The 22099-nt window shown below is 51.0% G+C and carries 21 protein-coding genes and 1 pseudogene; 11 read left to right on the top strand and 11 right to left on the bottom strand.

The annotated features are described in order from the left end of the window. Positions 1-64 precede the first annotated feature (64 nt). Positions 65-372, bottom strand: a pseudogene (locus tag NZD86_RS20130) (thiamine-binding protein). Between the two features lie 13 nt (positions 373-385). Next, positions 386-1366, bottom strand: a complete 981-nt coding sequence (locus NZD86_RS20135) for a GGDEF domain-containing protein (protein ID WP_268043838.1) — start codon at positions 1364-1366, stop codon at positions 386-388. A gap of 245 nt (positions 1367-1611) precedes the next feature. Between NZD86_RS20135 and NZD86_RS20140 the strand changes: the two genes are divergently transcribed. The 6 genes from NZD86_RS20140 (at position 1612) to NZD86_RS20165 (ending at position 7430) form a co-directional block, all read left to right on the top strand. After that, positions 1612-2070 carry a DUF420 domain-containing protein gene (locus tag NZD86_RS20140; RefSeq protein ID WP_268043839.1) on the top strand — a complete coding sequence of 153 codons (459 nt, stop codon included), beginning with the start codon at positions 1612-1614 and terminating at the stop codon, positions 2068-2070. A 12-nt stretch (positions 2071-2082) separates the two neighbouring features. Then, the gene (locus NZD86_RS20145) at positions 2083-2844 is read left to right on the top strand and encodes a glucose 1-dehydrogenase (protein ID WP_268043840.1); all 762 of its coding nucleotides are present in this window, start codon (positions 2083-2085) and stop codon (positions 2842-2844) included. Between the two features lie 16 nt (positions 2845-2860). Continuing rightward, a complete protein-coding gene (locus NZD86_RS20150; RefSeq protein ID WP_268043841.1) occupies positions 2861-4030 on the top strand; it encodes an iron-containing alcohol dehydrogenase in 1170 nt (389 codons plus the stop codon). A 97-nt stretch (positions 4031-4127) separates the two neighbouring features. Then, a complete protein-coding gene (locus tag NZD86_RS20155; RefSeq protein WP_268043842.1) occupies positions 4128-5063 on the top strand; it encodes an NAD-dependent epimerase/dehydratase family protein in 936 nt (311 codons plus the stop codon). Between the two features lie 292 nt (positions 5064-5355). Then, a complete protein-coding gene (locus NZD86_RS20160; protein WP_268043843.1) occupies positions 5356-6372 on the top strand; it encodes a L,D-transpeptidase family protein in 1017 nt (338 codons plus the stop codon). Between the two features lie 146 nt (positions 6373-6518). Beyond that, positions 6519-7430 (top strand): aldo/keto reductase, encoded by a 912-nt coding sequence (locus NZD86_RS20165; RefSeq protein WP_268043844.1) that lies wholly within the window; start codon positions 6519-6521, stop codon positions 7428-7430. A 39-nt stretch (positions 7431-7469) separates the two neighbouring features. On the opposite strand, the gene NZD86_RS20170 is transcribed toward NZD86_RS20165, so the two are convergent. Further along, positions 7470-8399 (bottom strand): hypothetical protein, encoded by a 930-nt coding sequence (locus NZD86_RS20170; protein WP_268043846.1) that lies wholly within the window; start codon positions 8397-8399, stop codon positions 7470-7472. After that, a complete protein-coding gene (locus tag NZD86_RS20175; protein WP_268043847.1) occupies positions 8392-9441 on the bottom strand; it encodes a phosphodiester glycosidase family protein in 1050 nt (349 codons plus the stop codon). The genes NZD86_RS20170 and NZD86_RS20175 overlap by 8 nt, the downstream gene beginning before the upstream one ends. Before the next feature lie 353 nt (positions 9442-9794). On the opposite strand from NZD86_RS20175, the gene NZD86_RS20180 reads away from it, so the two are divergent. From NZD86_RS20180 to NZD86_RS20190, 3 genes are all read left to right on the top strand, one after another. Continuing rightward, on the top strand, positions 9795-10424 hold the full coding sequence (locus NZD86_RS20180; RefSeq protein WP_268043848.1) for an O-methyltransferase: 630 nt from the start codon (positions 9795-9797) through the stop codon (positions 10422-10424). Positions 10425-10564: 140 nt separating this feature from the next. Continuing rightward, positions 10565-11233 carry a potassium channel family protein gene (locus tag NZD86_RS20185; RefSeq protein ID WP_268043849.1) on the top strand — a complete coding sequence of 223 codons (669 nt, stop codon included), beginning with the start codon at positions 10565-10567 and terminating at the stop codon, positions 11231-11233. A 140-nt stretch (positions 11234-11373) separates the two neighbouring features. Next, positions 11374-12006, top strand: a complete 633-nt coding sequence (locus NZD86_RS20190; protein ID WP_268043850.1) for a hypothetical protein — start codon at positions 11374-11376, stop codon at positions 12004-12006. Here NZD86_RS20190 and NZD86_RS20195 read toward each other — a convergent pair whose 3' ends face one another. Next, positions 12007-12189 (bottom strand): hypothetical protein, encoded by a 183-nt coding sequence (locus NZD86_RS20195; protein ID WP_268043851.1) that lies wholly within the window; start codon positions 12187-12189, stop codon positions 12007-12009. A gap of 151 nt (positions 12190-12340) precedes the next feature. On the opposite strand from NZD86_RS20195, the gene NZD86_RS20200 reads away from it, so the two are divergent. Beyond that, positions 12341-14089 (top strand): ABC transporter transmembrane domain-containing protein, encoded by a 1749-nt coding sequence (locus NZD86_RS20200; protein WP_268043852.1) that lies wholly within the window; start codon positions 12341-12343, stop codon positions 14087-14089. Further along, a complete protein-coding gene (locus NZD86_RS20205) occupies positions 14089-15867 on the top strand; it encodes an ABC transporter ATP-binding protein (protein ID WP_268043853.1) in 1779 nt (592 codons plus the stop codon). Before NZD86_RS20200 ends, NZD86_RS20205 begins: the two co-directional genes overlap by 1 nt. Positions 15868-15872: 5 nt before the next feature. Here the strand turns inward: NZD86_RS20205 and NZD86_RS20210 are convergent, their stop codons facing one another. From NZD86_RS20210 to qoxD, 6 genes are all read right to left on the bottom strand, one after another. Next, positions 15873-17177 carry a D-alanyl-D-alanine carboxypeptidase family protein gene (locus NZD86_RS20210; RefSeq protein WP_268043854.1) on the bottom strand — a complete coding sequence of 435 codons (1305 nt, stop codon included), beginning with the start codon at positions 17175-17177 and terminating at the stop codon, positions 15873-15875. A 231-nt stretch (positions 17178-17408) separates the two neighbouring features. After that, positions 17409-18341 carry a glycine betaine ABC transporter substrate-binding protein gene (locus NZD86_RS20215; protein ID WP_268043855.1) on the bottom strand — a complete coding sequence of 311 codons (933 nt, stop codon included), beginning with the start codon at positions 18339-18341 and terminating at the stop codon, positions 17409-17411. Positions 18342-18388: 47 nt separating this feature from the next. After that, positions 18389-19237 carry an ABC transporter permease gene (locus NZD86_RS20220; protein WP_268043856.1) on the bottom strand — a complete coding sequence of 283 codons (849 nt, stop codon included), beginning with the start codon at positions 19235-19237 and terminating at the stop codon, positions 18389-18391. After that, entirely contained in the window at positions 19218-20432 is a 1215-nt protein-coding gene (locus NZD86_RS20225; protein WP_268043857.1) for a quaternary amine ABC transporter ATP-binding protein, read from the bottom strand. Before NZD86_RS20225 ends, NZD86_RS20220 begins: the two co-directional genes overlap by 20 nt. 313 nt (positions 20433-20745) lie before the next feature. Beyond that, a complete protein-coding gene (locus NZD86_RS20230; protein WP_268043858.1) occupies positions 20746-21744 on the bottom strand; it encodes a COX15/CtaA family protein in 999 nt (332 codons plus the stop codon). A gap of 33 nt (positions 21745-21777) precedes the next feature. Then, positions 21778-22098, bottom strand: coding sequence for a cytochrome aa3 quinol oxidase subunit IV (gene qoxD / locus NZD86_RS20235; RefSeq protein ID WP_268043859.1), 321 nt, complete (start codon positions 22096-22098; stop codon positions 21778-21780). Between the last annotated feature and the right edge of the window lies 1 nt (position 22099).

Below are 22099 nucleotides of genomic sequence, written 5' to 3' on the forward strand. Positions count from 1 at the left end.
TTGCAACGAAAGATACATTCGCAGCTACGAGAAGCGATAGAGTAGGGTCACTTCCTGCGCCTCTTCAAACATATGAATGTACCGGGCGATATTTGCTCAATTTTTCTTCCATTGTTACACCACCGGGGCGATAGTGAATGGATAACTGCGTCACGACATCGATAGCCCCCGCCTTCACGCAGGCTTCTTGAGCCCGCTTCACGACGTCAAGCAATACATCCAGTTCCCCTTCCATGACTGTCTGCATCGCTCCACTTCATACCGTACACCTGATGCCTGGATGACCTCGATAGCCTTATCGATCACGTCATAGAGACCCAGCCCATCCGGCACATTCGGAACAATTTGCACGCCGACATGCACGTTTGCCATGTTCGAATCCCCCTTAGCGCTCGAGTAAAGGCACTTGAGCACCAGTTAGTCGTTTTCGTTCGTATAAATGCGAGTCAGCGTTCTGCAGACATGCTTCCAGGTCCATATCGTTACACCACTCGACACAACCAACGGAAATCTTGTACTCCTTGTCAGTGAACAGGTCCTTCACTTGTTGCCGAATTTCGTCAGCGTGTAAAACGTCATCCACGACTGCAAAGACAAATTCATCGCCGCCAAAGCGAGCGGCTATTCCGCGGTTCCCGAGAGCCTGGTTAAGCGTCTTGGCAATATCCTCAAGCACGGCATCGCCACGAGCGTGACCGTACTCGTCATTGATTTTCTTAAACGCGTTGACATCTAAAACACCCACATAAAGCGGCTTGTTTTCTTGTTGCGCTTGAAGGCGCATCGGTTTGAGCAAATGATTGAAACCCCGTCGGTTGAGGCTGCGTGTCAGCGGATCGCGTCGACTCTGTTCCTCCGCTTTTCTCTTGGCCAACAACAACTCGCCAAGAATGGACATTTGTGTGGCACAAACAGATAAGAGTACCTCATCGACCTGCCGTGTAGATGGGCAAAGTCCTACAACCATCGCCCCAATTGGTGTGTCGCCCTCTGTAATAGGCCACGATCCGACGATGGACACACCTGCTTGGACAAAGTAATTTCGCCACGGTGGTGTAAGGTCATCCACCGGTTCAAAGCGCTGACTTGTCAGAAACCGGTCCTGCCCGTCGTACCAAGGACTCGTTGCGACTGAAGCGTTCAATTCGCTCGCCGGAACAGTAAATCCCCACGGCTCATAGACTCGAACAGTTCTGTCAATTTGGTTCCTGTGATCCCGAATAAAGCGTTTTGCGTATACAAACATCCCAACGTCAACATCGAACTGATCGCGAACGACGCTCGCCACGCGACGAAAAAAGTCGACCCCGCGTTCCGCCTTAGCCCATGAACGTGACACCCGAATGAAGTCCACCAGTCGTTGCATATCCGGACTGGACGCCTCCTTCCACCTTAACCCTTTCTACTATACACATTTGAGTAGTGATGTAAATATTAGTATGATCTACCTAATCTATTTCTTCTTTACCCTGTCCTAATATGTCGCAAAGAGAATATTCCTTGAACAAATTAGAAACAACTGAGTTTAAGGACCGAGATCCCGCTTACCACACGTGTTTCGATAGCGTACATCTGATACAATTCGCCCTAGTGATAGAAAGGTGGTGCATCATGGCCGTATTCGTATCCTATTTAAATGAGGCCTGCATTATCATCAGCGCGATCTGTTTTGGCATCGGTTGGGGCCAAATTCGTAAAAATCGCGTTCGCATACATCGCCGTTGGATGCTGACTGGCGTTGTGTTCGCTGCTTTGTTCTTCATCATCTATGCACTGAAAACCTTTTTGATAGGCGATACAAAATTCGGAGGACCAAAGTCCCTCAATACATTTTACTATGTGTTCTTGCAATCACACTCTGTCCTTGCGACCATTGCAGCCATTCTTGGCATCATCACGCTGGCCTATGCAGCCAAGGCCCGCTTCTCCCGTCACCGCAAAATCGCACCTTGGACTGTCGTGATTTGGTTTATCACAGCTGCTACTGGGCTTGTGGTATTTTTATTGCTATACGTGATCTATTCACCAGGAGCTACAGCGAACCTCATGCACTCTTATCTTGGCCATTAGAGGTGATGTAGAGTGAGCCATCGTGTTGTCATCGTCACAGGCGGTGCCCAAGGGATCGGGCTGGGGATCAGCCAGGCATTCGGGCGATGTGGAGCGCGTGTCGTGATGGCGGATCGAGATGCGGAAGCCGGACGAGAAACAGCGCACCGGCTGTGCAATGAAGGCCTGGATATTCGCTTCGTGCAGACCGACGTCAGCGTGGAATCTGACGTCGTACGGCTCGTTGATGATGTCGTTGAGGGGGACGGGCGGATCGACGTCGTTGTGAATAACGCGGGGATCTTTAGCCACGAACCAATTGAGTCGTTGCCCGTCGCTGTCTGGGACAAGGTCATTGGCGTGAACCTTCGCGGCCCATTTCTCATGGCCAAATACTGTGCGCCGTACTTGCGTCAGGCTGACCCCGGAAACATCATCAACATCGCGTCGACCCGCGCCCTCATGTCGGAAGCTCACACGGAACCGTACTCGGCGTCCAAAGGCGGCATCGTGGCACTCACGCATGCGCTGGCCGTTAGCCTGGGACCGGATGTGAGAGTGAACGCGGTGTCGCCGGGGTGGATCGAAGTTTCGGACTGGAAGAAGTCAAGTCGCAGAGCGATACCCGAACACCGACCGGAAGATTTGGCACAACATCCCGTTGGACGGGTGGGAACACCCCACGACATCGCCCAGGCATGTGTTTACTTGGCCTCACTCGAGGCTTCGTTCATCACGGGCCAAAACTTGGTGATAGACGGTGGCATGACCGTGAAGATGATCTATGAAGAGTAGTTTGGAGGCGAGCACATTGACTTCGTTTGAATATGCGTGCAGCACGAGAATCGATTTTGGTGTGGGAGCCGTCAACCGACTTCCCGAAAATCTGACTTCAGCAGGCTTTGGACGTCGCATTATGCTCGTCACCGACCCAGGCCTCGTCACAGCGGGTATCGCCGCCCGCGTCACCGACCTCCTCGAAGCGAACGGATTTTCCGTCACACTGTTCGATTTGGTCAAGCCAAACCCGCGTGATTCGGATTGTCTCGAGGGTGCCGCAAAGTTTCGATCCCGCTGGTGCGACGCACTCGTCGCCGTCGGCGGCGGCAGCGCCATGGACACGGCTAAAACCATCGCGCTTCTCGCCCGCCACGGCGGCACGCCACAGCAGTATGCCGATGGCGAACTGTCGTACGGTGAAGTGGCCCCGGTCGCCTGTGTTCCCACGACTGCCGGTACCGGATCTGAAGTGACGCGAAGCGCGGTTATCACGGAGGAGAAAACGCATCGCAAGATGACGCTCAAGCACGAGTGGTTGCGCCCGCAGCTAGCCGTCCTCGATCCAGTCCTCACCCGCACCGTCCCAAAGACTATCACCGCCGCCACAGGCGTTGACGCGCTGGTACACGCCATTGAAGGCTACACGTGCAAGCGGACGCAACCTATTTCACAAGCATTTGGCGCACAGGCGATGTCGCTCATTTATCGCGCATTGCCCACGGCATACGAGAATCCGGATGATATCGAGGCGAGATCGGATATGCTACTCGGCAGTCTGCTGGCGGGCCTTTGCTTCGGGTCGGCTGACGTCGCCTCGGTACACTGTTTAGCGGAAGCACTAGGCGGCCTGTACGATACGCCCCACGGGCTAGCGAATGCCGTGTTTTTGTTGCCGGTACTCAAATACAATGCATCGGAAAACGTTGCTCTCCACGCGCAAGTAGCGCGCCACATGGGCGTTGCAAGCGACAGTGACAGCCCCGATGAGGCCGTTTCACAGATGCTTCTCGCGCTTTCTGAGTGGCTGCAAAAACTCGACATTCCACCGCTGTCCGAACTGCCAAACGTTTCTCGCAGCGACGAAGCGCGCATCATAGAACTGGCGATGGCAAACAGTTCAACCCAGAGCAACGTTCGCGAAATGTCTGTTGAATCGTATCGAGCCATCTTGGAGGAAGCCTTTGCCGGTTCTCATCCGTAGGCACTGCCTCCATTTCTATGGTATCGTGTTGTTGAATTGATACCTAGATTTCATAGACAGAACGCTCAATGATTTGTCGCCGAAAGGAAAGTGTCCAGTGAAAATCCTCGTAACTGGCGGCGCCGGCTTTATAGGCTCACATGTCGTCAAAGCATATATCGAACAAGGTCATGATGTGGTTGTCGTCGACAACCTGAGCTCCGGTATACAAGAACGGATCCACCCAAAAGCAAAGTTTTATTTTATGGACATCCGCTCCAAAGAACTCAACAGAGTATTCGATCTCGAACGCCCCGACGTCGTCAACCACCACGCCGCGCAAAAGTCGGTCCCGAAGTCCGTCGAAGATCCAATGTACGACGCGGAGTACAATGTCATGGGCTTGCTCAACATCCTGGAATGCGCTCGTACGTACGGTGTCAAGAAGTTTATTTTCGTCTCGTCTGGTGGCGCCTTGGGTGGAGATGCTGCCCAGATTCCAACACCCGAAACGGTGCAGCCCGTCATGATTTCGCCTTACGCGATCCACAAATACATCGGGGAAAAATACCTTCACTTTTATCGCGTAACGTATGGTCTTCACTACACCGTCCTCCGCTATGCAAATGTATATGGGCCGAATCAAATAGCGGACGGTGAATGCGGCGTTATTCCTATCTTCATGAACAATCTCGTCGAGGGTAGGCCATCGATATTGTTTGCGTACGCTGACCAACCGAAAGGAACGACACGCGACTACGTCTACGTCCACGATGTGGCAAAAGCGAATGTCCTTGCGCTCACCAAGGGTGACGACCAAGTGCTGAACATCGGAACGGGTACCGAAGTTCACACGGAAGATGTGTATCACCTCATCGCAGATGTACTGGGAAGTGATATACCCCTGCAACGAGCTTCAGAGCGAGTTGGTGATGTCCGTCGCAGCGTCCTCGACTGTACCCGCGCCAAAGAGGTACTGGGATGGCAACCAACAACCAGCCTCGAGGAAGGTATCAGACAGACGTTGGCTTGGCTCGAACAGCAGGCGAGGTAACGTTTCTTCCCGCTGGCAAAACACAGGGACCCTGTCCGAAAGCAGCTTGTGGCGCTGTTTTTTGACAGGGTCCCGTTTTATTGTGTGCGTTGGTTGGCGCATCGGCGGGTGCACATAGAACCTCCCCCACGACCCCCTGACGTTCCTGCCTCCCCCACTCACGGCGCACACGCCACTACACGGCCTGCTGCATCAGCCTTTTTTAGCTGTCCCTTCCAGTTGCCCAGCATAAGCATTTGCAGTGCCGAATACGTTGTAAGGCACAACTGAGGCTGGAAGAGAAGGTGTACAATTGAAATCTTTCCGTGGGCTCCGCATGATTACACTATCATTTTGTATGGTCGCTGTTTCTGCGCTCGTTGGCTGCACGCCAATCACTTCCTTGACAGACCGCAGTCAGGTGACCACCCACGCAATCTCCGATGTCACGAATACAGCGACGGCAAATTCAACCTCCTCCGCGTCGGCAAACGGAGGCGCATCGTCGCAAACGACGACATCAAACGGGACCGGCTCTACCGGCACGGCATCATCTCCCGCAAAAGTAACTGTCATAACGCCACCAGCCCCACCGTTGGTTCAACTAGGAAATCGATCCGCAGCGGCTCGCTATCTCAACGAGAGTTTGACTTTGTTAGGTTATATGCCAGTTCAGTTCACACCGACCACAAGCACGGACACCGCGACTGCTATGTCACAGTTGGCTGTGAACGCTGAAAACTTGAAATTCACGCCACTTGACGGAACTTATACATGGCGTGACAAAGAGACCACACAACAAATTGGTTCCCTGTGGAATTCAAATACAGCGAACGTGATCACAGAGGGGGCATTGATGCACTTTCAAGCAGATCACCATATCGCCGTGGACGGCGTTGCCGGGCCAAGTGTGTGGAAAGCCCTACAATCAGCACTATCCACACACGAAGTCAGCAAGGCCCCATACGTGTTTGTCACGGTGGATGAGCGTCCGACTGAGGTGCTGAAAGTGTGGGTTGGTGGCCAGGTGGCGGTGCGCACTCTGGCGAATACCGGGATCGCACAGAGCCCTACAAGTATTGGAACGTGGCCCATCTACCTCCGCTTTCAAACTCAGGAGATGAAAGGTAGAACACCGTGGGGAACAACATATGACGATCCGGGCGTACCCTACGTCAATTATTTTCACGGCGGTGACGCTGTCCACGGCTTCCCCCGCGCGTCCTACGGATACCCACAAAGCATGGGGTGTGTCGAAATTCCTGTGTCAACGGCTAAACAAGTGTTCAACATCGTCACGTATGGAACGCTCGTCACGGTACGCAAGTAGCTTCCTGCGTATCCGTGAAGTGGTACGGATTCGTGTCTCCCGGTGAAGCAAAGTTGACCATGACATCAGGTTGTAAGTATTCCGTAGCCACCCCGACGGTCCTGCGCTAGTATGAACACAACACGGTACAGAAGGGGCGACGGACGGTGCAACGGAAGCGGCTGGGGAGAAGTGAGCTTGAAGTTGGCGAGATCGGATTCGGATGTATGTCGCTCGGCACCAATGCAAAAACCGCTACACGACTCGTACACCATGCCATCCATGAAGGCGTGAATTTATTCGACACGGCAGATCTGTATGATCAAGGCCGCAACGAAGAGATCCTTGGCAAAGCGTTGCGTGGTCGGCGCAACAAGGTCGTCATTGCGACGAAAGTGGGCAATCGGTTTGACGTGGGAAAACCGGGATGGAATTGGGATCCGTCACCTGCGTACATTTTGCAAGCGGTTGAGCAAAGTCTGCGCCGACTAGAAACGGATTATATCGACTTGTACCAGTTACACGGGGGAACAATGGACGATCCGTTTGATAGCATTGTAGAAACGTTTGAGCGTTTGAAAGAAAAAGGGTGGATCCGCGCATACGGAATCTCCTCTATTCGCCCGAACGTGATTCGGCGTTTTTTGAGTGGATCGAATGTGGATACCATCATGATGCAGTACAGCCTGTTGGATAGACGGCCCGAAGAGTGGTTTGGCGACATCGAACAACGCGGGGTATCCATCATTGCCCGCGGTCCGCTTGCACGAGGCCTGTTGTCTGGAACAGGTAAACAGTTGCCTGCAGGGGAGACATACGTTGACAGAACCGCGGAACAAGTAGCGATGGCTCAAGATGCAGTTGAGTCCCTTGCGAACAACGTGAGAACAGCGAGCCAAGTCAGTCTGCGTTACGCGTTAAACCCGCCCGTCGTCAGTGTGGCCATTCCCGGTGCGAGCCGATTCTCACAACTCACAGACAACATCGGAGCAGCTCAGGTGATGCCGCTTACAGATGCGGAAATCGCATGGCTGAATGGAGCCTCTGAACAAAATCGATATGTCGAGCACAGGCCGTGACAAACACCCGCTCCGGCCACGAAAAAACTCCTTCACAGATCACGCTGTGGAGGAGTTGACTTGGACTTGACCAGATTCCGTGATATCAATATCTGCAGCAAGGGTCGGCTTTTGCAGTGTTGAAACAAGAGTGGATTGCCCCCCGCTGTCCATTCGATAAACGGCGGTCACAAGCCCGTTGTTGTCGATTTGACCGTAATAGACGGTATTGCCGACGACGGCAACCAAAGCCGCATTCAGCTGAACGCGATGTGCAACGTATTGCGTGTCAAAGTACAAGACGTTGTACGATCCGTTCACGCGATCCTCAAAATACAGTTTGTCCCCCGTTTGCGCGATAGCGATGTTCTTGATGTAGCGACCACCAGTAGGGACCTGTGTCACATGTTTCATCGTACCTATGTGATAAACTGCACTTGTCGCATCCGTATTCACAAGAATGTAGATATCGTTTGTATCAAAACTAAACGTGATTTTGGAAATGGTCGCGTTCGACGCCAATCCCGTAAACTGAGCAATGGGTGCTTGACTGCCATCCGAGACGTCCACCGTCTTCAGTTCCAGGTCTCCTGGCTGGATCTGTTCCCCGACGAACACTTTCGCCGAACTGTCTCCCTGGTCCTGAATCCACGACACATATTCAACCTTGTAGGGATTCTTTGCAGCGCTGACATCATGACCCGCCTGCAAATCTTCAATATGAAGCACGTTGTTGTCGTCTAGATACGTGGCATAATCCTGATTCGGTGACACCGTCACAAACTTATACGACTGTTGCGATTGCAGTCTAGCGATTTCTTGCTGCACCTTCTGCGACACCTTGGGTGCTTGCCTCGTTGCGCTGTTATTCAGCATGCTCGCATCAGACTTCGTGTTAAAGAGTGCATTATAGTGCTGAAACAAAACCAACTGCCCCACTGTTACGACGCCGACAAATGCAAGGAGTTTGCGTCCAATTTTCTTAGCCAAACACGCCACCTCCGCTTTCCGGCATCACGATAATGGATGTCGCAACTTTGCGCTCGCCCAAAATATCCACGGGCTTGTTCAACAACTGGTTGTGGTAGATCATCGTCGTCGACGATCCGCCGTCCAAATTCGCTGCAATGACGGCATGATATTTAAGCATGAGTTGCTTGACATCATCATACGTGGCACCCGCATCGTTCGGCCCAGTTGCAAAGCGTCCATCCGTCACAATCAGTATGACCGTACCGTCTGCCGTCTGACCGATGGCTGTACGTGGATTTCTATCATATCCGTTGGTTGTTGACACAGGCTTCCCATCTTGGATGAGGACGGGCCCAAACGTGACCGCTTCTGTCACACCAAGATTTTGCAGTTGTGGCAAGGAATAAGCTCCAGCGATCATCTGCCCTGTTTGCGTAAAAGCAATGACAGGTTGCGGCTGGGTTTTGGAGCCGGTCAAGGCCACAAGCTTTCCGTCGTGCATGGTGATCCCCTGTGGATACGCACCCGTTCCGCGCCAGGAACTGTCGTCAAAGCCGCCCGCGTTGATACCCGCCACGGCTCCCGTATCTTTGACCATTTCTTGCACCGTCTCGCCGTGCTGATTCAAGTACTTGGTGGCTTCCACTTTTACCCGTTCAGGATCGCGAATGAGAAGAATATCCGCCTTAAACGTCTGACCCTGATATGTGTCATGAACGATGGAACCGTCTTTCACGTTGGAGTAATCCCGCCGGGTGATCTGTGCGACGGGCACCGTCGTACTGACAAGCCCATTCGTCAGCGAGTGCGCTTTGATCACCGACTCAGGAATCGTGTAAAGTGATAGGGGTCGCAAGAGATAACCGTGCCGAGTCGCATCAATACTGTCAATCAGATAGTTTTTCAACGCAGGGAACGGTCCATGGAATATCCATAATGACGTGGATATACAAATATAGGCTATAGCGAACACCAAGTAACCGATCCAGCGGATGACCGGACGCCCTCGCTTCGACTGCTTCTCGTTTCCTTGTTGTTTTCGATTTCTTCCTTGCGTCATAGCTAATTTAACACCTGCTTTTGGCTATTTGATTCTCATAATTTCATTTCATCGAGTTATCTTTCATTCTTATAATCTGCTGTAAATTTTGCTATCACATCTATAATGGTATGTCCTAACCGTACCTTCATGAGGGCAGTCGGACAACCTCTGTAAAGGTCGTTATTTCCCAGCGTACCTCTTACCATTGTAATCGACAAACTTCCACACACAATAACAAAAGTCGATTCGGATTCACGTTTTGCAAAATTGTCAGCACTTTGGATAACCTTGAGAATTGGATTCTCTCTATTACACTGTCCATATAACTGTACTTAAGGGACATCAAAGATGGGTCAAAAGAGGTGTTTGTCGTGAATCGCAACGAGTATATCAACAGCTTATTTCCCTCAGACAACGTGCTTCACCACGTGGCAGAATCAATCTCACAAGTGGGACTCCCGCCCATGTCTGTGAAACCTGATTTAGGAAGGTTGTTAACTATTTTAACGTCTGCCTCTCAAACAGAGAAGGCCCTAGAAATTGGAACGTTTGGGGGCTATAGCGCGATCTGCATTGCCAGGGGACTTCCTTCTCACGGCTCACTCATCTCCCTCGAAGTTCGTCAAGAACATGCTCAACTAGCACGCGAAAATCTCCGGCAGGCGGGAATGGACGAGAAGGTTGAGATCGTAGTGGGAAGCGCCCTCGAATCGCTGAAGATGCTCATCGAGAATGGGGAGCGGTTCGGCCTTATTTTCATCGATGCCGACAAGCCCAATTATCCCGCTTACCTCGACTGTGCATGCCGTCTTGCAAAGCCGGGGACGCTTATCATAGCGGATAATGTTCTCCTACAAGACCGGGTTCTTGACGCAGACAATCACAGTCCGTCCCCGGAGGCTGTTCGTAAATTTAATCAATCCCTGGTGTCTGCTCAAAACCTGATTTCCACTATCTTGCCCGTGCACGACGGGTTCGCCATCGCCTGTGTTCGCGAATAAGCTGTGTGGACTGAAGGATTTCTTCAATTGCTTCATTATATAGGTGCTCTATGATTGGTAACCCTTGTTCACAAGCCACCATGCCGTGTACAGTAGGTTCTAGATGGATATACGCAGGCTGAGTGAGGAGACGGATGACCTTGCCTCGAAATCGGAAAATGACCTTTGGAATTATTGGTGTAGGACGTTTTGGCAGTGGTGCCGCCACAGAGTTTCTGCGACATGGACACGAAGTACTATTAATTGATAAAGATGCTTCTTGCCTGGAGCCATTCGCCAGTCGATGTGAGACAGCCATCGGAAATGCAGAAGACATTGGATTTCTCGAAGAAGCCGGGATCAAAGAGGTGGATGCGGTGATTGTCGCCATCGGCGACAATGAAACCAGTTCCAACCACGCGACGATGAACTGTAAAGACCTTGGTTTGTATGTCGTCTCAAAGGCGTATCATGCGACGCACGGGAAAATACTGGAGCGCCTTGGGGCGGATCGCGTCGTCTATCCTGAAAGAGATTCTGGAATGCGATTGGCTCGTCTACTCACCCGCTCTTCCGTCCTCGATATGATTGAACTATATGAAGAAGTGTTCATGATGGAGTTGACGGCAAAGGGCGAACTCGTGAATAAGACGCTGGAAAAACTCAATTTGACTGGGCGGTTTGGGGTTCAAGTGGTCATGATTATTCGGAGCAAGACAACGATTTTCCCAGTTTCCGCAAACGATACGATTTACGAAGGTGACATTATGGTGTTGGTTGGTCCGCATGAGTCCCTGAGTAAGATTGCACGCTTAACAGAAAAAGAATAGTCGACATGAAGAAACGTCAATTCATCATGAGGTCATGTCAGAGACGATGTTGATTAGGTTGTGAGTCTGTCCAGACGATATGTTATGCTGGACCAGAGAGCTACTTATCACCGCGAATTGCAGAAAAGGAGCTGAACCGGATGAAAACACAAGCCACCACAGTTGGCGCAGTAATGTGTGCATTGCTCCTAGTGACGGCATGCGGGGCAACATCACAGACATCCTTTACTCCGTCCGCCAACACGACTACAAATGGTCAAAGTTCACCCGGCAACTCTTCCAATTCAACCAATCACTCTAATCATACGAACACGAATGACACGACAGCGTCGAGCCAAAGCGAGACCCCTATCAAACTCGTACCGTTCAGCGATGCCACAAGCTCTGGTATTCAAGTTCAAGTACCTGCGAACTGGACGCAGACTCCAGTACGGGGCGGCGACTATAGCGGATGGAAGTTTACAAATCCTAGTGACCCAAACCAAGTGGAAGTCGTCGTATCATCCACTTGTGTTGGTTGTTACATGGGATCGAATGGCAAGCCTGATCCGACAAAAGTTGTCCCACAAGGCGATGAAAACGTTCATGTATCGCCTCGGACAGACAACGCAATTACATACCAATTCACGAAATCAGGAAATCCGTATCAGGGTCGCGGTGCGCTCATCACATCCACCGACAACGCCGGCTATGCATATGTCGAAACGCTCTTTGCAAAGGGCCGGACAGATGCGAGCCAAAACGTCATCGCGGGGTTTCAATTTCACCGCTAGTCACTTGTTCTCGTAAAATCCGATGGGGCTAATCAGTTGAAACAGATGCCCTGGGGCCATGTGGCCAACTGTCCAACTGTCATGTGCAAGGGCTGTTTTCATGTCGGGACATGGCATGACACTGAGCAGCCCTTGGGTCATATCTGCCCCTACATTTTTTCCCGTAAATACCACGTTATCCAAGAACCTACCATCCATAGAATACCCAAATATGGTATGCTGACTTGGAGTCTTATCATAATCTTTCTATTCCTTCCAAACATTCTTTGCAATCACGAATGAAACATTCAGTCTAAAATCACCCGAACCACGGTTAAAACGAAGGGGCAACCATATGCACGTCTTTCTTGACTTAATGTGGTTTTTTAAAACACGGAAGAAATACTATGTTAGCGGCATCTTTCTGCTCATGATGGTCTCGTTTATCGGTCTTTTTCCGCCCCGAGTGGTTGGCAATCTCGTCGATCACATTCAGCGGCACACATTGACAGCCAAGACCGTGTGGCTTGACATGGGCGAGATCGCGCTGATGGCCTTGGCAATGTACGTATTGCGGTATTTTTGGCGAGTGCTTCTGTTCGGATCGGCAATCGAACTCTCCACAACCTTGCGCCTTCGTCTCTTTCGCCACTTGAGTCAAATGTCTCCATCGTTTTATCAGAAACACCGCGTGGGAGACCTGATGGCGCACGCAACGAACGATATCCGAGCAATCGAATCAACGGCGATGGATGGTATTTTAACCTTGGTCGACTCCATATCGACTGGTTTACTCGTCATCGTCACCATGGCGCTCACCATCGACTGGAGGTTAACCCTCTTCTCACTTTTGCCCATGCCCATTATGGCTTTTGCGACCAGCCGTTACGGCGACCTTCTTCATCGCCGATTCGATAAAGCACAGGCGGCGTTTTCCGACCTGAACGACAAGGTGCACGAGAGTATTAACGGAATCCGAGCCATTAAGTCATTTGGTCAAGAGGATAACGATATCCGTGCTTTTAGTGCTCTGTCTAGCGACGTTGTTCAGAAAAACATGCTTGTTGCCCGAATTGATGCACTGTTTGATCCAACCATTCAAGTTATCGTCGGGACCAGTTTTTTCTTGGCGTTTGCCATCGGATCGACGTACGTCGTCCACGGCCACTTAAGCATTGGGCAGTTGACCAGTTTCACCATTTACTTGGGACAGTTAATTTGGCCCATGCTGGCGTTTGGCTTTCTATTCAACATTGTGGAACGAGGGCGTGCATCTCACGATAGGGTCCAGGCACTGTTGCGCATTGAACCGGACATTCGTGATACGCCAGGGGCCGCTGACCACGTCGAAATGGGTGACATTGACTATGACGTCCGTGAATTTGTTTATCCAGAGAGTGTTCAACGCGCACTTGCCGATGTTCACTTCACATTGCCTTACGGCGCGACACTTGGCATTGTGGGCAAGACAGGCAGTGGAAAGACAACACTTCTTCGCTTGCTGTTACGCGAATTTGATGTCACGGATGGTGACATTCACATTGGAGGTCAGTCGATCTACAGCGTTACGATAGACGCGTTGCGTCACCGAATTGCCTATGTGCCACAGGATCACTTTCTGTTCTCCAGTACTGTTTCCGAAAATATCGCCTTCGGCCGACCCGATGCCAGTCAGGCGGAAATTGAAGCGGTCGCACAAACTGCGAGTGTCCACACGGACATATTATCTTTCCCAGAGGGATACAGCACACTTGTGGGAGAGCGCGGGGTGACCCTGTCCGGTGGACAAAAGCAGCGATTATCCATCGCGAGAGCACTACTTCTCGACAGCGACATACTCATTCTGGACGACTGTCTGTCCGCCGTCGACGCGAAGACGGAAGCAGCCATTCTGGAGGGCTTAAAAGCCCGTGGCGCCACTCAGACCGTCATGATTGCCACCCACCGTCTGTCGGCGGTCGAGCACGCTGATTTGATTTTGGTGCTTGACGACGGGCGAATTATCGAACGCGGCACACACGATGAATTAGTTCGATCCGGCGGCTGGTACCAAGAGATGTACGAGCATCAACAGCTGGAGGCCCTGGTAGGAGGTGGAATGTGATGCAAGAGACCGAGAACTACTTATATACTGTCGGCAAGGGCGTACTTCGTCGTCTACTGCGATACGCCAAGCCGCATACGCGCTTGGTAGCGTTAGGCCTATGTGTGTTGATGGTGGCTACGCTCGCCGACGTCGTGGGCCCATTGTTGATGAAAACATTCATCGACAAGTATTTGGCACCGCGACATTTCCCAACTGGACAAATCGTTTTTCTTGCCATCTCCTATATCTTGCTCCAGTGGATCACGGCGTCTGGAAACTACACGCAAATGCTCCTTTTCCAACGGGTTTCCCAGAATGTCATCCAAAAGCTGCGGGTAGAAGTCTTTACAAAGGTCCAACACCTAAGTGTATCGTTTTTTGACCGGACGCCAGCTGGTTCACTCATATCCCGCATCACAAACGATACGCAGGCCATCGAGGATCTCTTTACGAGTGCCTTGGCTCCGTTTGTTCAAAACGGCGTATTGACCATCGGCATTCTCATTTCAATGTTTGCACTCAACGTCCGACTGGCACTCATTTGCGTCATCCTTATTCCCTTGTTTCTCTGTTTGATGACACTCTACCGCAAGCTCAGTTTCCGAGTGTTTCACCTTGCAAGGCATCGACTCGGTGAGCTCAATGCCTCGCTCAATGAGTCCCTCCAGGGAATGTACTTGATTCAAGCAATGCGCCAGCAGCACCGTCTCATTCGTCAGTTTTCAGAGGTGAACAACGCCTACAAACGCGCTCGCTTGCGCAACATCAAACTGAACGGGATGATGCTGCGTCCCCTGGTCGACATCGTCTACTACGCGACCCTCATTCTGGTGATTGCGTTCTTCGGGTTCCGGGCGCTCGATAGCGTGATCGACATCGGAGTCATTTACGCGTTCGTCAACTACCTAGAACGTTTCTTTGAACCCATCAACACCATCATGGAACGGCTAAACATCCTGCAGCAAGCGCTTGTGGGCTCGGACCGAGTATTTCGATTGCTCGACGAAACGGACACGGCCCCAGTCGCTTCGAACAGCGACAAACAACCCGTCGTAGAAGTAGGTGACATCGTCTTTGAGGATGTCTCTTTCTCCTATGATGGCATCCATCCTGTACTGTCGAATATCTCGTTTCACGCGAAACCGGGCCAGACAGTGGCGCTCGTCGGCCACACTGGCAGTGGCAAGAGCTCCATCGTCAATCTGTTGATGCGATTCTATCCTTATCAGAGTGGAAGGATTCTCGTTGACGGAACACCTTTGGAGGACTTTCACGATGAGGAACTTCGAAATAAAATGGGACTCGTCCTTCAAGACTCAACACTGTTCACGGGAACCATCGCAGACAATATTCGATTTGGACGTACCTTGGACGACGACAGCGTCCGCTCCGCGGCAGAGTTTGTCCAGGCAGACACGTTCATTGAAAAACTGCCGGACAAGTACGATCACGTCATTCGCGAACGCGGCACAACGTTTTCCGCTGGTCAACGACAACTTCTGTCATTCGCGAGAACCATTGCGGGCGAACCAAAAGTGCTCATTCTCGACGAAGCCACTGCCAGCATCGACACCGAAACAGAAGAAGCCATCCAGTCATCGCTGGAGAAGATGCGGCGCGGAAGAACGACCATTGCCATCGCACATCGGCTGTCAACAATTCAAGATGCGGATTTGATTCTTGTCCTGCAGAATGGTCGTATTGTGGAACGGGGGAACCACCAGGAGTTGCTTACAAAAGGAGGCCTGTACCACAAGATGTACCTCCTGCAACAAGGTATGAGACTTGAGGCTTAACACCTCTAGTCCCCCTGCAATCTGGATGAGCTTATCCATGTCTCGGAACGGCGAGCGCGTTTCCTCATACGTCGCTTGAACGTCCCCCTCACTATGAACGTTAGGAGACAGAAAAAAACTGCCAGTGGGACCAAAACGGGCCAAGGCCTGAGTGCCCTATGAACTGCACTGGGGGTCCAATCTGTAGTCAACTGAGCTGGCACTGTATCCACAATCGCTCCCGTAACATCTTCAACGTTTAACGTCGCAACGGTTGTCCCCTTGCTGGCGGCATGGGCCGGCAGGGCGTATGACAGTTCGGTCTGGTAATGAATCGGATCACCTTTGCGTACCGTAGCTAGCAAATCATTCGATGCAACCAGGGGGGTTGGGTTGTGACCAGGGAGATCGCCCACAACTTGGCCCTTACGGACCACCGTTTCCGTCTGATAATGGCCAAATGCGTAATCCAACAATTGACTCGCATCGTGCCGAATCTCATAGTCCGTTGGCGCATCCATCAATACAGCGAGAAACGTACTCGAACCACGCGTCGCCGCCACAACCAACGTTTCGTGCGCTACGCTCGTAAATCCCGTCTTGAGGCCGATGCAACCAGGATAGTAGAACAACATTTTGTTTAGGTTGGACAGCCTGGAACTCCACTTATCTCCGTGCCAATTATAATATTTGGTTCCGACAATCTTGCGAAATTCAGTATTCTGCATGGCAGCACGTGCAATGACTGCCATATCGTACGCTGTCGTCTGGTGACTAGGATTCGGAAGACCATTCGGATTTTCGAAATGTGTATGTGTCGCCCCTAAGGATTTCGCTTCCGCGTTCATCATCTGCGTGAAGTTTGCAATGGATCCGCCATAGTGCTCCGCGATCTCTACAGCAACATCATTCGCGGAATCAAGCAGCATCCCGTAAAGCAGAGGCTCTAACTGCTCTTTCTCCCCCGGGACCATATACAACTTGTCTGGTGGCTGATTCACAGCATTCGAGCTGGCAGTCAGGGTATCGTTTAAGTGACCATATTTTAATGCCAGTAGGGCAGTCATGATCTTCGTGATACTTGCTGGATAGTGTTCAACAAGCGGGTTCTTTCCGTAGACAACCGTGCCTGTATTCATGTCCATGACAACGGCAGCCTGTGACACGATGCTGGGCCATGCGGGCGAATTCTCGTTTTGTATGGACGGCATGCCGTGATCATAGGTTTGATTAAGCGACTCTTGTGCGGCAAAAACCTCTCCAGGTGCAAACGTCATAACGGCAGTAGCAATCAATGCGGTACCTATCCATTTTCCGATCCGACGTCGCATTCCTTTACCCCAGCATAAGTCCCTCAAGCTACCATTCTCCTTGTCGTTGTTTTAGGCCTCGCCCGTAACGGCTCTGATGCAGGCGACAACCTATTTCTGTCTATGCTTCTTATCCTTTCTATAATAATTTGTCGTATTACCTTTTGACTAGATGCAACATTTTTCGGCACCTTAAAATGCAAAAACGGCCGCGGATTGTTCATCCGCAGCCGTTAGTGTGGTCACGTCAAGTTAGCTTAACCAGCTGTTAACGAGCGTCTGGTTATCTTTGATCCATTTTTGCACGCCAGCATCTTTGCTGCTGGCCTGATTGATATCTTCCTCAAGTGTCCCCAATTGGCTCTGGTTCAACTTAAACTTCTTGATCCATCCAGCAACGGTAGGATTGCTTGACGCCCAATCCTTATTTGCCTCTGTTTGAATGTGTTCTCCTGTTCCGAAGGCCGCCTTCGGATCCTTCAAGTACTTCAGATCATACTTGGCGAAAGCCCAATGTGGACTCCACAGCGTCACGACGATCGGTTGCTTTTGTTCATACGCCTTCTGCAACGCTGTTAACATCGCTGGCGTCGAGCTGGTTTGCAGTGTTTCCGGCAAGTTGTATGTCTTGAGTGCCTGTTGTGCAGCCCCTGTTTCACCTGCTCCAGCCTCAATGCCAGTAATCTTCCCCTGAATTTGGTTGGAAATCTTACTTAAATCACTAATGCTATTGACATTCTTCATGTACGTCGGAACGACAAATCCCTCTTGCGTTTTCCCATCGTACCACTGACCTAGATTTGTTAGATCAGCGCCATAACGGTCCATGTACTGCTTGTGCGTAACCGGCAGCCACGTATCAAAAAACAAGTTGAGATTATTTTTTGACAGTCCTGCAAAGAGCATTCCTGGCTCCAACTGCTGCAGATTAACCGTGTACCCCTTTTGTTCCAGCAGGTTCTTCCACAAATACGTGGCTGCGACGTCCTCGTCCCATGTAATGTAACCGATGTTTACGGTCTTACTGCCTGTAGTCGCCGGTGCACCAGTATTGGAACCTGCTGTAGTCCCATTGGACGATCCCGTCCCGCCTGAGGAAGAACTGTTTGCGGAACCACAACCTGCGAGGAGAGCAACCATTGTTAAAACAGAGCCAGCGGTCAATCCGAGTTTCTTTGTGAACATGTCAAAATTCCTCCTGAGTCATCGAGATTTTTGGTCTACGACAGGCGTCATTCGGAAGCAGTCGTTCTTTTGCCACCAAATTTTTGTGAAATCCGATCCATCACTATCGCTAGAATGACAATACAAATTCCAGCTTCGAAACCTTGGCCGACATTAATCGTCTGCAGGGCTGACATAACGTCGGAGCCTAGCCCACCTGCACCGATCATCGACGCGATAACCACCATGGACAACGCCAACATGATGGTCTGATTGATACCAGCCTTAATGTTTGGCGTAGCGAGAGGGACCTGCACTTTCCAGAGAAGTTGCGAGTCGTTCGTTCCAAAAGCACGCGAGGCTTCAACGAGTTCCCCCGGCACGTGTAAAATCCCAAGCCTCGTCAGGCGAATCGTTGGCGGCATGGCAAATATCACCGTCGCAATGATGGCCGGAACCAAACCGATGTTGAACAACATAATCACTGGGATAAGGTACACGAAGGACGGCATCGTCTGCATCAAATCAAGTATGGGAGATACAACGCGATATACCCGTTCGCGTCGAGCACTCCAAATTCCGAGCGGTAAGCCAATGAGGACGGAGACGAGTGACGAAATGAGCACTAGCACCAGGGTAATAATCATGTCTTTCCACAAGTTCAAGTCCCAGATCAAGAGCAGCCCGAGGACGGTACCAAGCGCCAACTTCCACTTGCCCGCTCGATACGCCAAGATTGCAAAGACAAGGATTAAAACGTATGGCGGTACCCAATCCAGAAAGCTAATGACGTGATTCACGATAACCCGTATAAAGTCTGATATGGCTGATAGAAACGGGCCGATTTCTTTCACAATCCAGTTGACAATGGCAGTTACCCAAGTGGCTAAAGGAATCTTAGGAAGTGGAAACTTCATTCCTGTCACCCCCTTGTGAAGCCAGGGCTTCGAGGATTGCACTCTTCAAAAGCAGTCCATGGAGCACTCCGTCGTGGGCAACGACGGGCAGCGGATAATTTGATTGAACCACTAAGTGGAATAGATCTTCCATGTTGGTTTCAGGAACAACAGTTGTTACAGGCTGTATGTCACAGTCGCCCACGATATCGAGACGTTTGCTGATGGCAACCGCCAGCGCGTCGGCCGATACCAGCCCCAGTAAATGTTGGTCCTCATCGACAACGAATCCTGACGAAAGGCCAGCCTCGTTCAACTTACGCAAGCCGACACGTACGCCGTCGCGAACTCTCAGCAAAGGAGATGGGCGTTTCATAACGTCCGCTGCCGTCAGAACTTTTGTTAAATCGACACCGCGCACGAACCGCTCGACGTATTCGTTTGCAGGGTTGCTGATAATGTCATCAGGTCGGCCCGTTTGAACCACGACCCCATCCTTCATCAGCGCAATCCGATCTCCCAATTTCAATGCTTCGTTCAAGTCATGCGTGATAAACACAATGGTCTTGTGCAATTTGTGTTGAAGATTTAGCAACTCGTTTTGCATGTCATCGCGAATGAGTGGGTCTAACGCACTAAAAGCTTCATCCATCAAAAGGATATCCGTATCATTCGCCAAGGCACGCGCAAGACCCACGCGCTGTTGCATACCACCACTCAAGTTGTGAGGGTACTGGTCTCCGTAACCTTCAAGACCCACTATTGCCAATTGCTCTTGTGCCCGCTTTAGACGTTCTTCCTTACCTACACCTTGAATTTCCAGTCCAAATGCTACGTTTTCAGCGACTGTACGGTGCGGTAGCAATGCAAATGATTGAAAAACCATTGCCATGTGCTTCTGCCTAAATTTTAATAGGTCGTTTTTGTTTAGCCTGGTGATATCCGTTCCGTTGACAACGATGGAACCCGATGTTGGTTCGATCAGACGGTTCAAGCATCTCAGCAGCGTAGATTTGCCACTCCCAGACAATCCCATGATGACAAATAACTCACCACGTTCGATAGAAAAGATAGCTTTGTCCACCCCTACGTTCACGCCGAGTTCTTCTCGAACTTCGTCCTTTCCTTTGCCATGCTCGAGCATTTTTAAAGCTTGCTCAGCACGACCCCCAAATATCTTCGTCACTTCGCGTACTTCGATTAACGGCTCTCCCATGCGACACCTCCCCAAAAAAAATATGATCGGATAGCCACCCGACGGTACATAGCGCACCTAAATTCAATGGTAACATATTTCGAAACTCAGGGAAAATTCGGAAGCAAATATCGGAATTGAGTCCATAATGTTTAATTTATTTCCTTTGTTATCCATGTGGAATATGCCTCAATATCTAGCTCGAGCCAAAAGGCTGGATGTGACGTCCTTTTTATCAGGGCAGTGCAAAAAAGGGCTGCCCCCTGCACCCCATCCTTGTGATGGCAATGCGGGGACAGCCCCAGTATGCTTACTCTAGAGTTCGATTCGGAGTTTATATGCGACTGCCAGTTCTGATGTCACGCCCAGGTGCATCTGGTTCTCGAACACTTCTCCGTGATGGCGGCAATGTCTGTACCGCTATGAAGCAGAGCGTCCCGAACAAGCCCGTGATCACCGATACGTGGATGAGGAATGCAAGTAGACTCATATGAGTCAGAACAAGGTACATACCACTAAAGGCTTGTAAAACAACGAAGACAAGTGCAAACACTGTCCCCGTGTAGAGATCTCGGCGTTCTCCTCGCGTTCGGTACGCCTTGACGAACAAGAGCACCATCCACAAAACGAGAATGAGTGCGAGTGAACGATGCAGCCAGTCCAGAGCCAAGGCATCATTCGGTGCCGTGACAGACTCGGTAGGAATCGGCCAACCGCGAAAACTGTCACCTGCATCTGAACTTGAGATATATGCCCCTACGTACATCGCAATATAGATATACGGTATGGCAAGCCAAGCCCACAGACGAAGTCCTCTCGTCAAGTTGACCTCGCGCAACGGCATAAGCCGCCCACTCTCCAACGATGCACGCCTGACTCGTTCTGCCCGCCAAATGTAGATGGTCAGCAGGAGGCTGGAACTAAAAGCCAACAGCGACACACCGAAGTGCGTTGCGATAACCGCTGGTGGTTCATCGTGCACGACGGCCATCGCCCCAAGAAATGCTTCTAGAATCACAAAGAAGATGCTGATAGCCGAGAAAATCGGGATTTCAATCCATTTGCGATAGCGTACATTCGCCAGGACAATTGTCGCCAACAACAGCACAGTGAGAATTGGTACCCCAACTCGATGCATAAACTCAATGGCCGTGTGCAGCCCCCACTGTGACGGGATAATTTGGTTATTGCAGTGTAACCACTCATGCCCACAACCAAACGCAGATCCCGTCGCGGCATCAAGAAAACCCATCGAATTCACGATGAAAGTTTGTATCGTCGCGAGGAGGCTCAAGACGAATGCAGCTATCCCCCAACCTCGACCTCTCGGCATATCTGTACATCCCTTCGGGTTCTATCCTAGTAATTACGCGACAAGCGCTTTAAAGGCCATGATCCAAATGGAACCGCCTACTACCGTGAACGCGACGAAAATCGCGAAAAAGATAAGCGGGACCTGCCAAGCCTTCTCGTCACTTTCCGTAAAGTGCATGAACATGTACAACTGAACGAGTAACTGACCGACACCTAACACCAGGATGACGGTGATGACGAGAGCTGGTGGTTGGTGTGTTGCCAAGGCCAACCAAAACGCGATCGCCGTCAAAACCAACGAGATGACGAGACCCCATACGTGTTTCCAAGGGAAACCCGTCTCTTGGTGAAACTTGTGATTGGTCTCCTCCATG

Source organism: Alicyclobacillus dauci (assembly GCF_026651605.1).
GTDB classification, from domain to species: Bacteria; Bacillota; Bacilli; order Alicyclobacillales; family Alicyclobacillaceae; genus Alicyclobacillus; species Alicyclobacillus dauci.

Bases quoted from the DNA above. Each gene is read 5' to 3' on its own strand.
- NZD86_RS20135 (WP_268043838.1), bottom strand. From the start codon at position 1,366: ATGCAACGACTGGTGGACTTCATTCGGGTGTCACGTTCATGGGCTAAG.
- NZD86_RS20140 (WP_268043839.1), top strand. From the start codon at position 1,612: ATGGCCGTATTCGTATCCTATTTAAATGAGGCCTGCATTATCATCAGC.
- NZD86_RS20175 (WP_268043847.1), bottom strand. From the start codon at position 9,441: ATGACGCAAGGAAGAAATCGAAAACAACAAGGAAACGAGAAGCAGTCG.
- NZD86_RS20190 (WP_268043850.1), top strand. From the start codon at position 11,374: ATGAAAACACAAGCCACCACAGTTGGCGCAGTAATGTGTGCATTGCTC.
- NZD86_RS20200 (WP_268043852.1), top strand. From the start codon at position 12,341: ATGCACGTCTTTCTTGACTTAATGTGGTTTTTTAAAACACGGAAGAAA.
- NZD86_RS20205 (WP_268043853.1), top strand. From the start codon at position 14,089: ATGCAAGAGACCGAGAACTACTTATATACTGTCGGCAAGGGCGTACTT.
- NZD86_RS20210 (WP_268043854.1), bottom strand. From the start codon at position 17,177: ATGCGACGTCGGATCGGAAAATGGATAGGTACCGCATTGATTGCTACT.
- NZD86_RS20215 (WP_268043855.1), bottom strand. From the start codon at position 18,341: ATGTTCACAAAGAAACTCGGATTGACCGCTGGCTCTGTTTTAACAATG.
- NZD86_RS20220 (WP_268043856.1), bottom strand. From the start codon at position 19,237: ATGAAGTTTCCACTTCCTAAGATTCCTTTAGCCACTTGGGTAACTGCC.
- NZD86_RS20225 (WP_268043857.1), bottom strand. From the start codon at position 20,432: ATGGGAGAGCCGTTAATCGAAGTACGCGAAGTGACGAAGATATTTGGG.
- NZD86_RS20230 (WP_268043858.1), bottom strand. From the start codon at position 21,744: ATGCCGAGAGGTCGAGGTTGGGGGATAGCTGCATTCGTCTTGAGCCTC.
- qoxD (WP_268043859.1), bottom strand. From the start codon at position 22,098: ATGGAGGAGACCAATCACAAGTTTCACCAAGAGACGGGTTTCCCTTGG.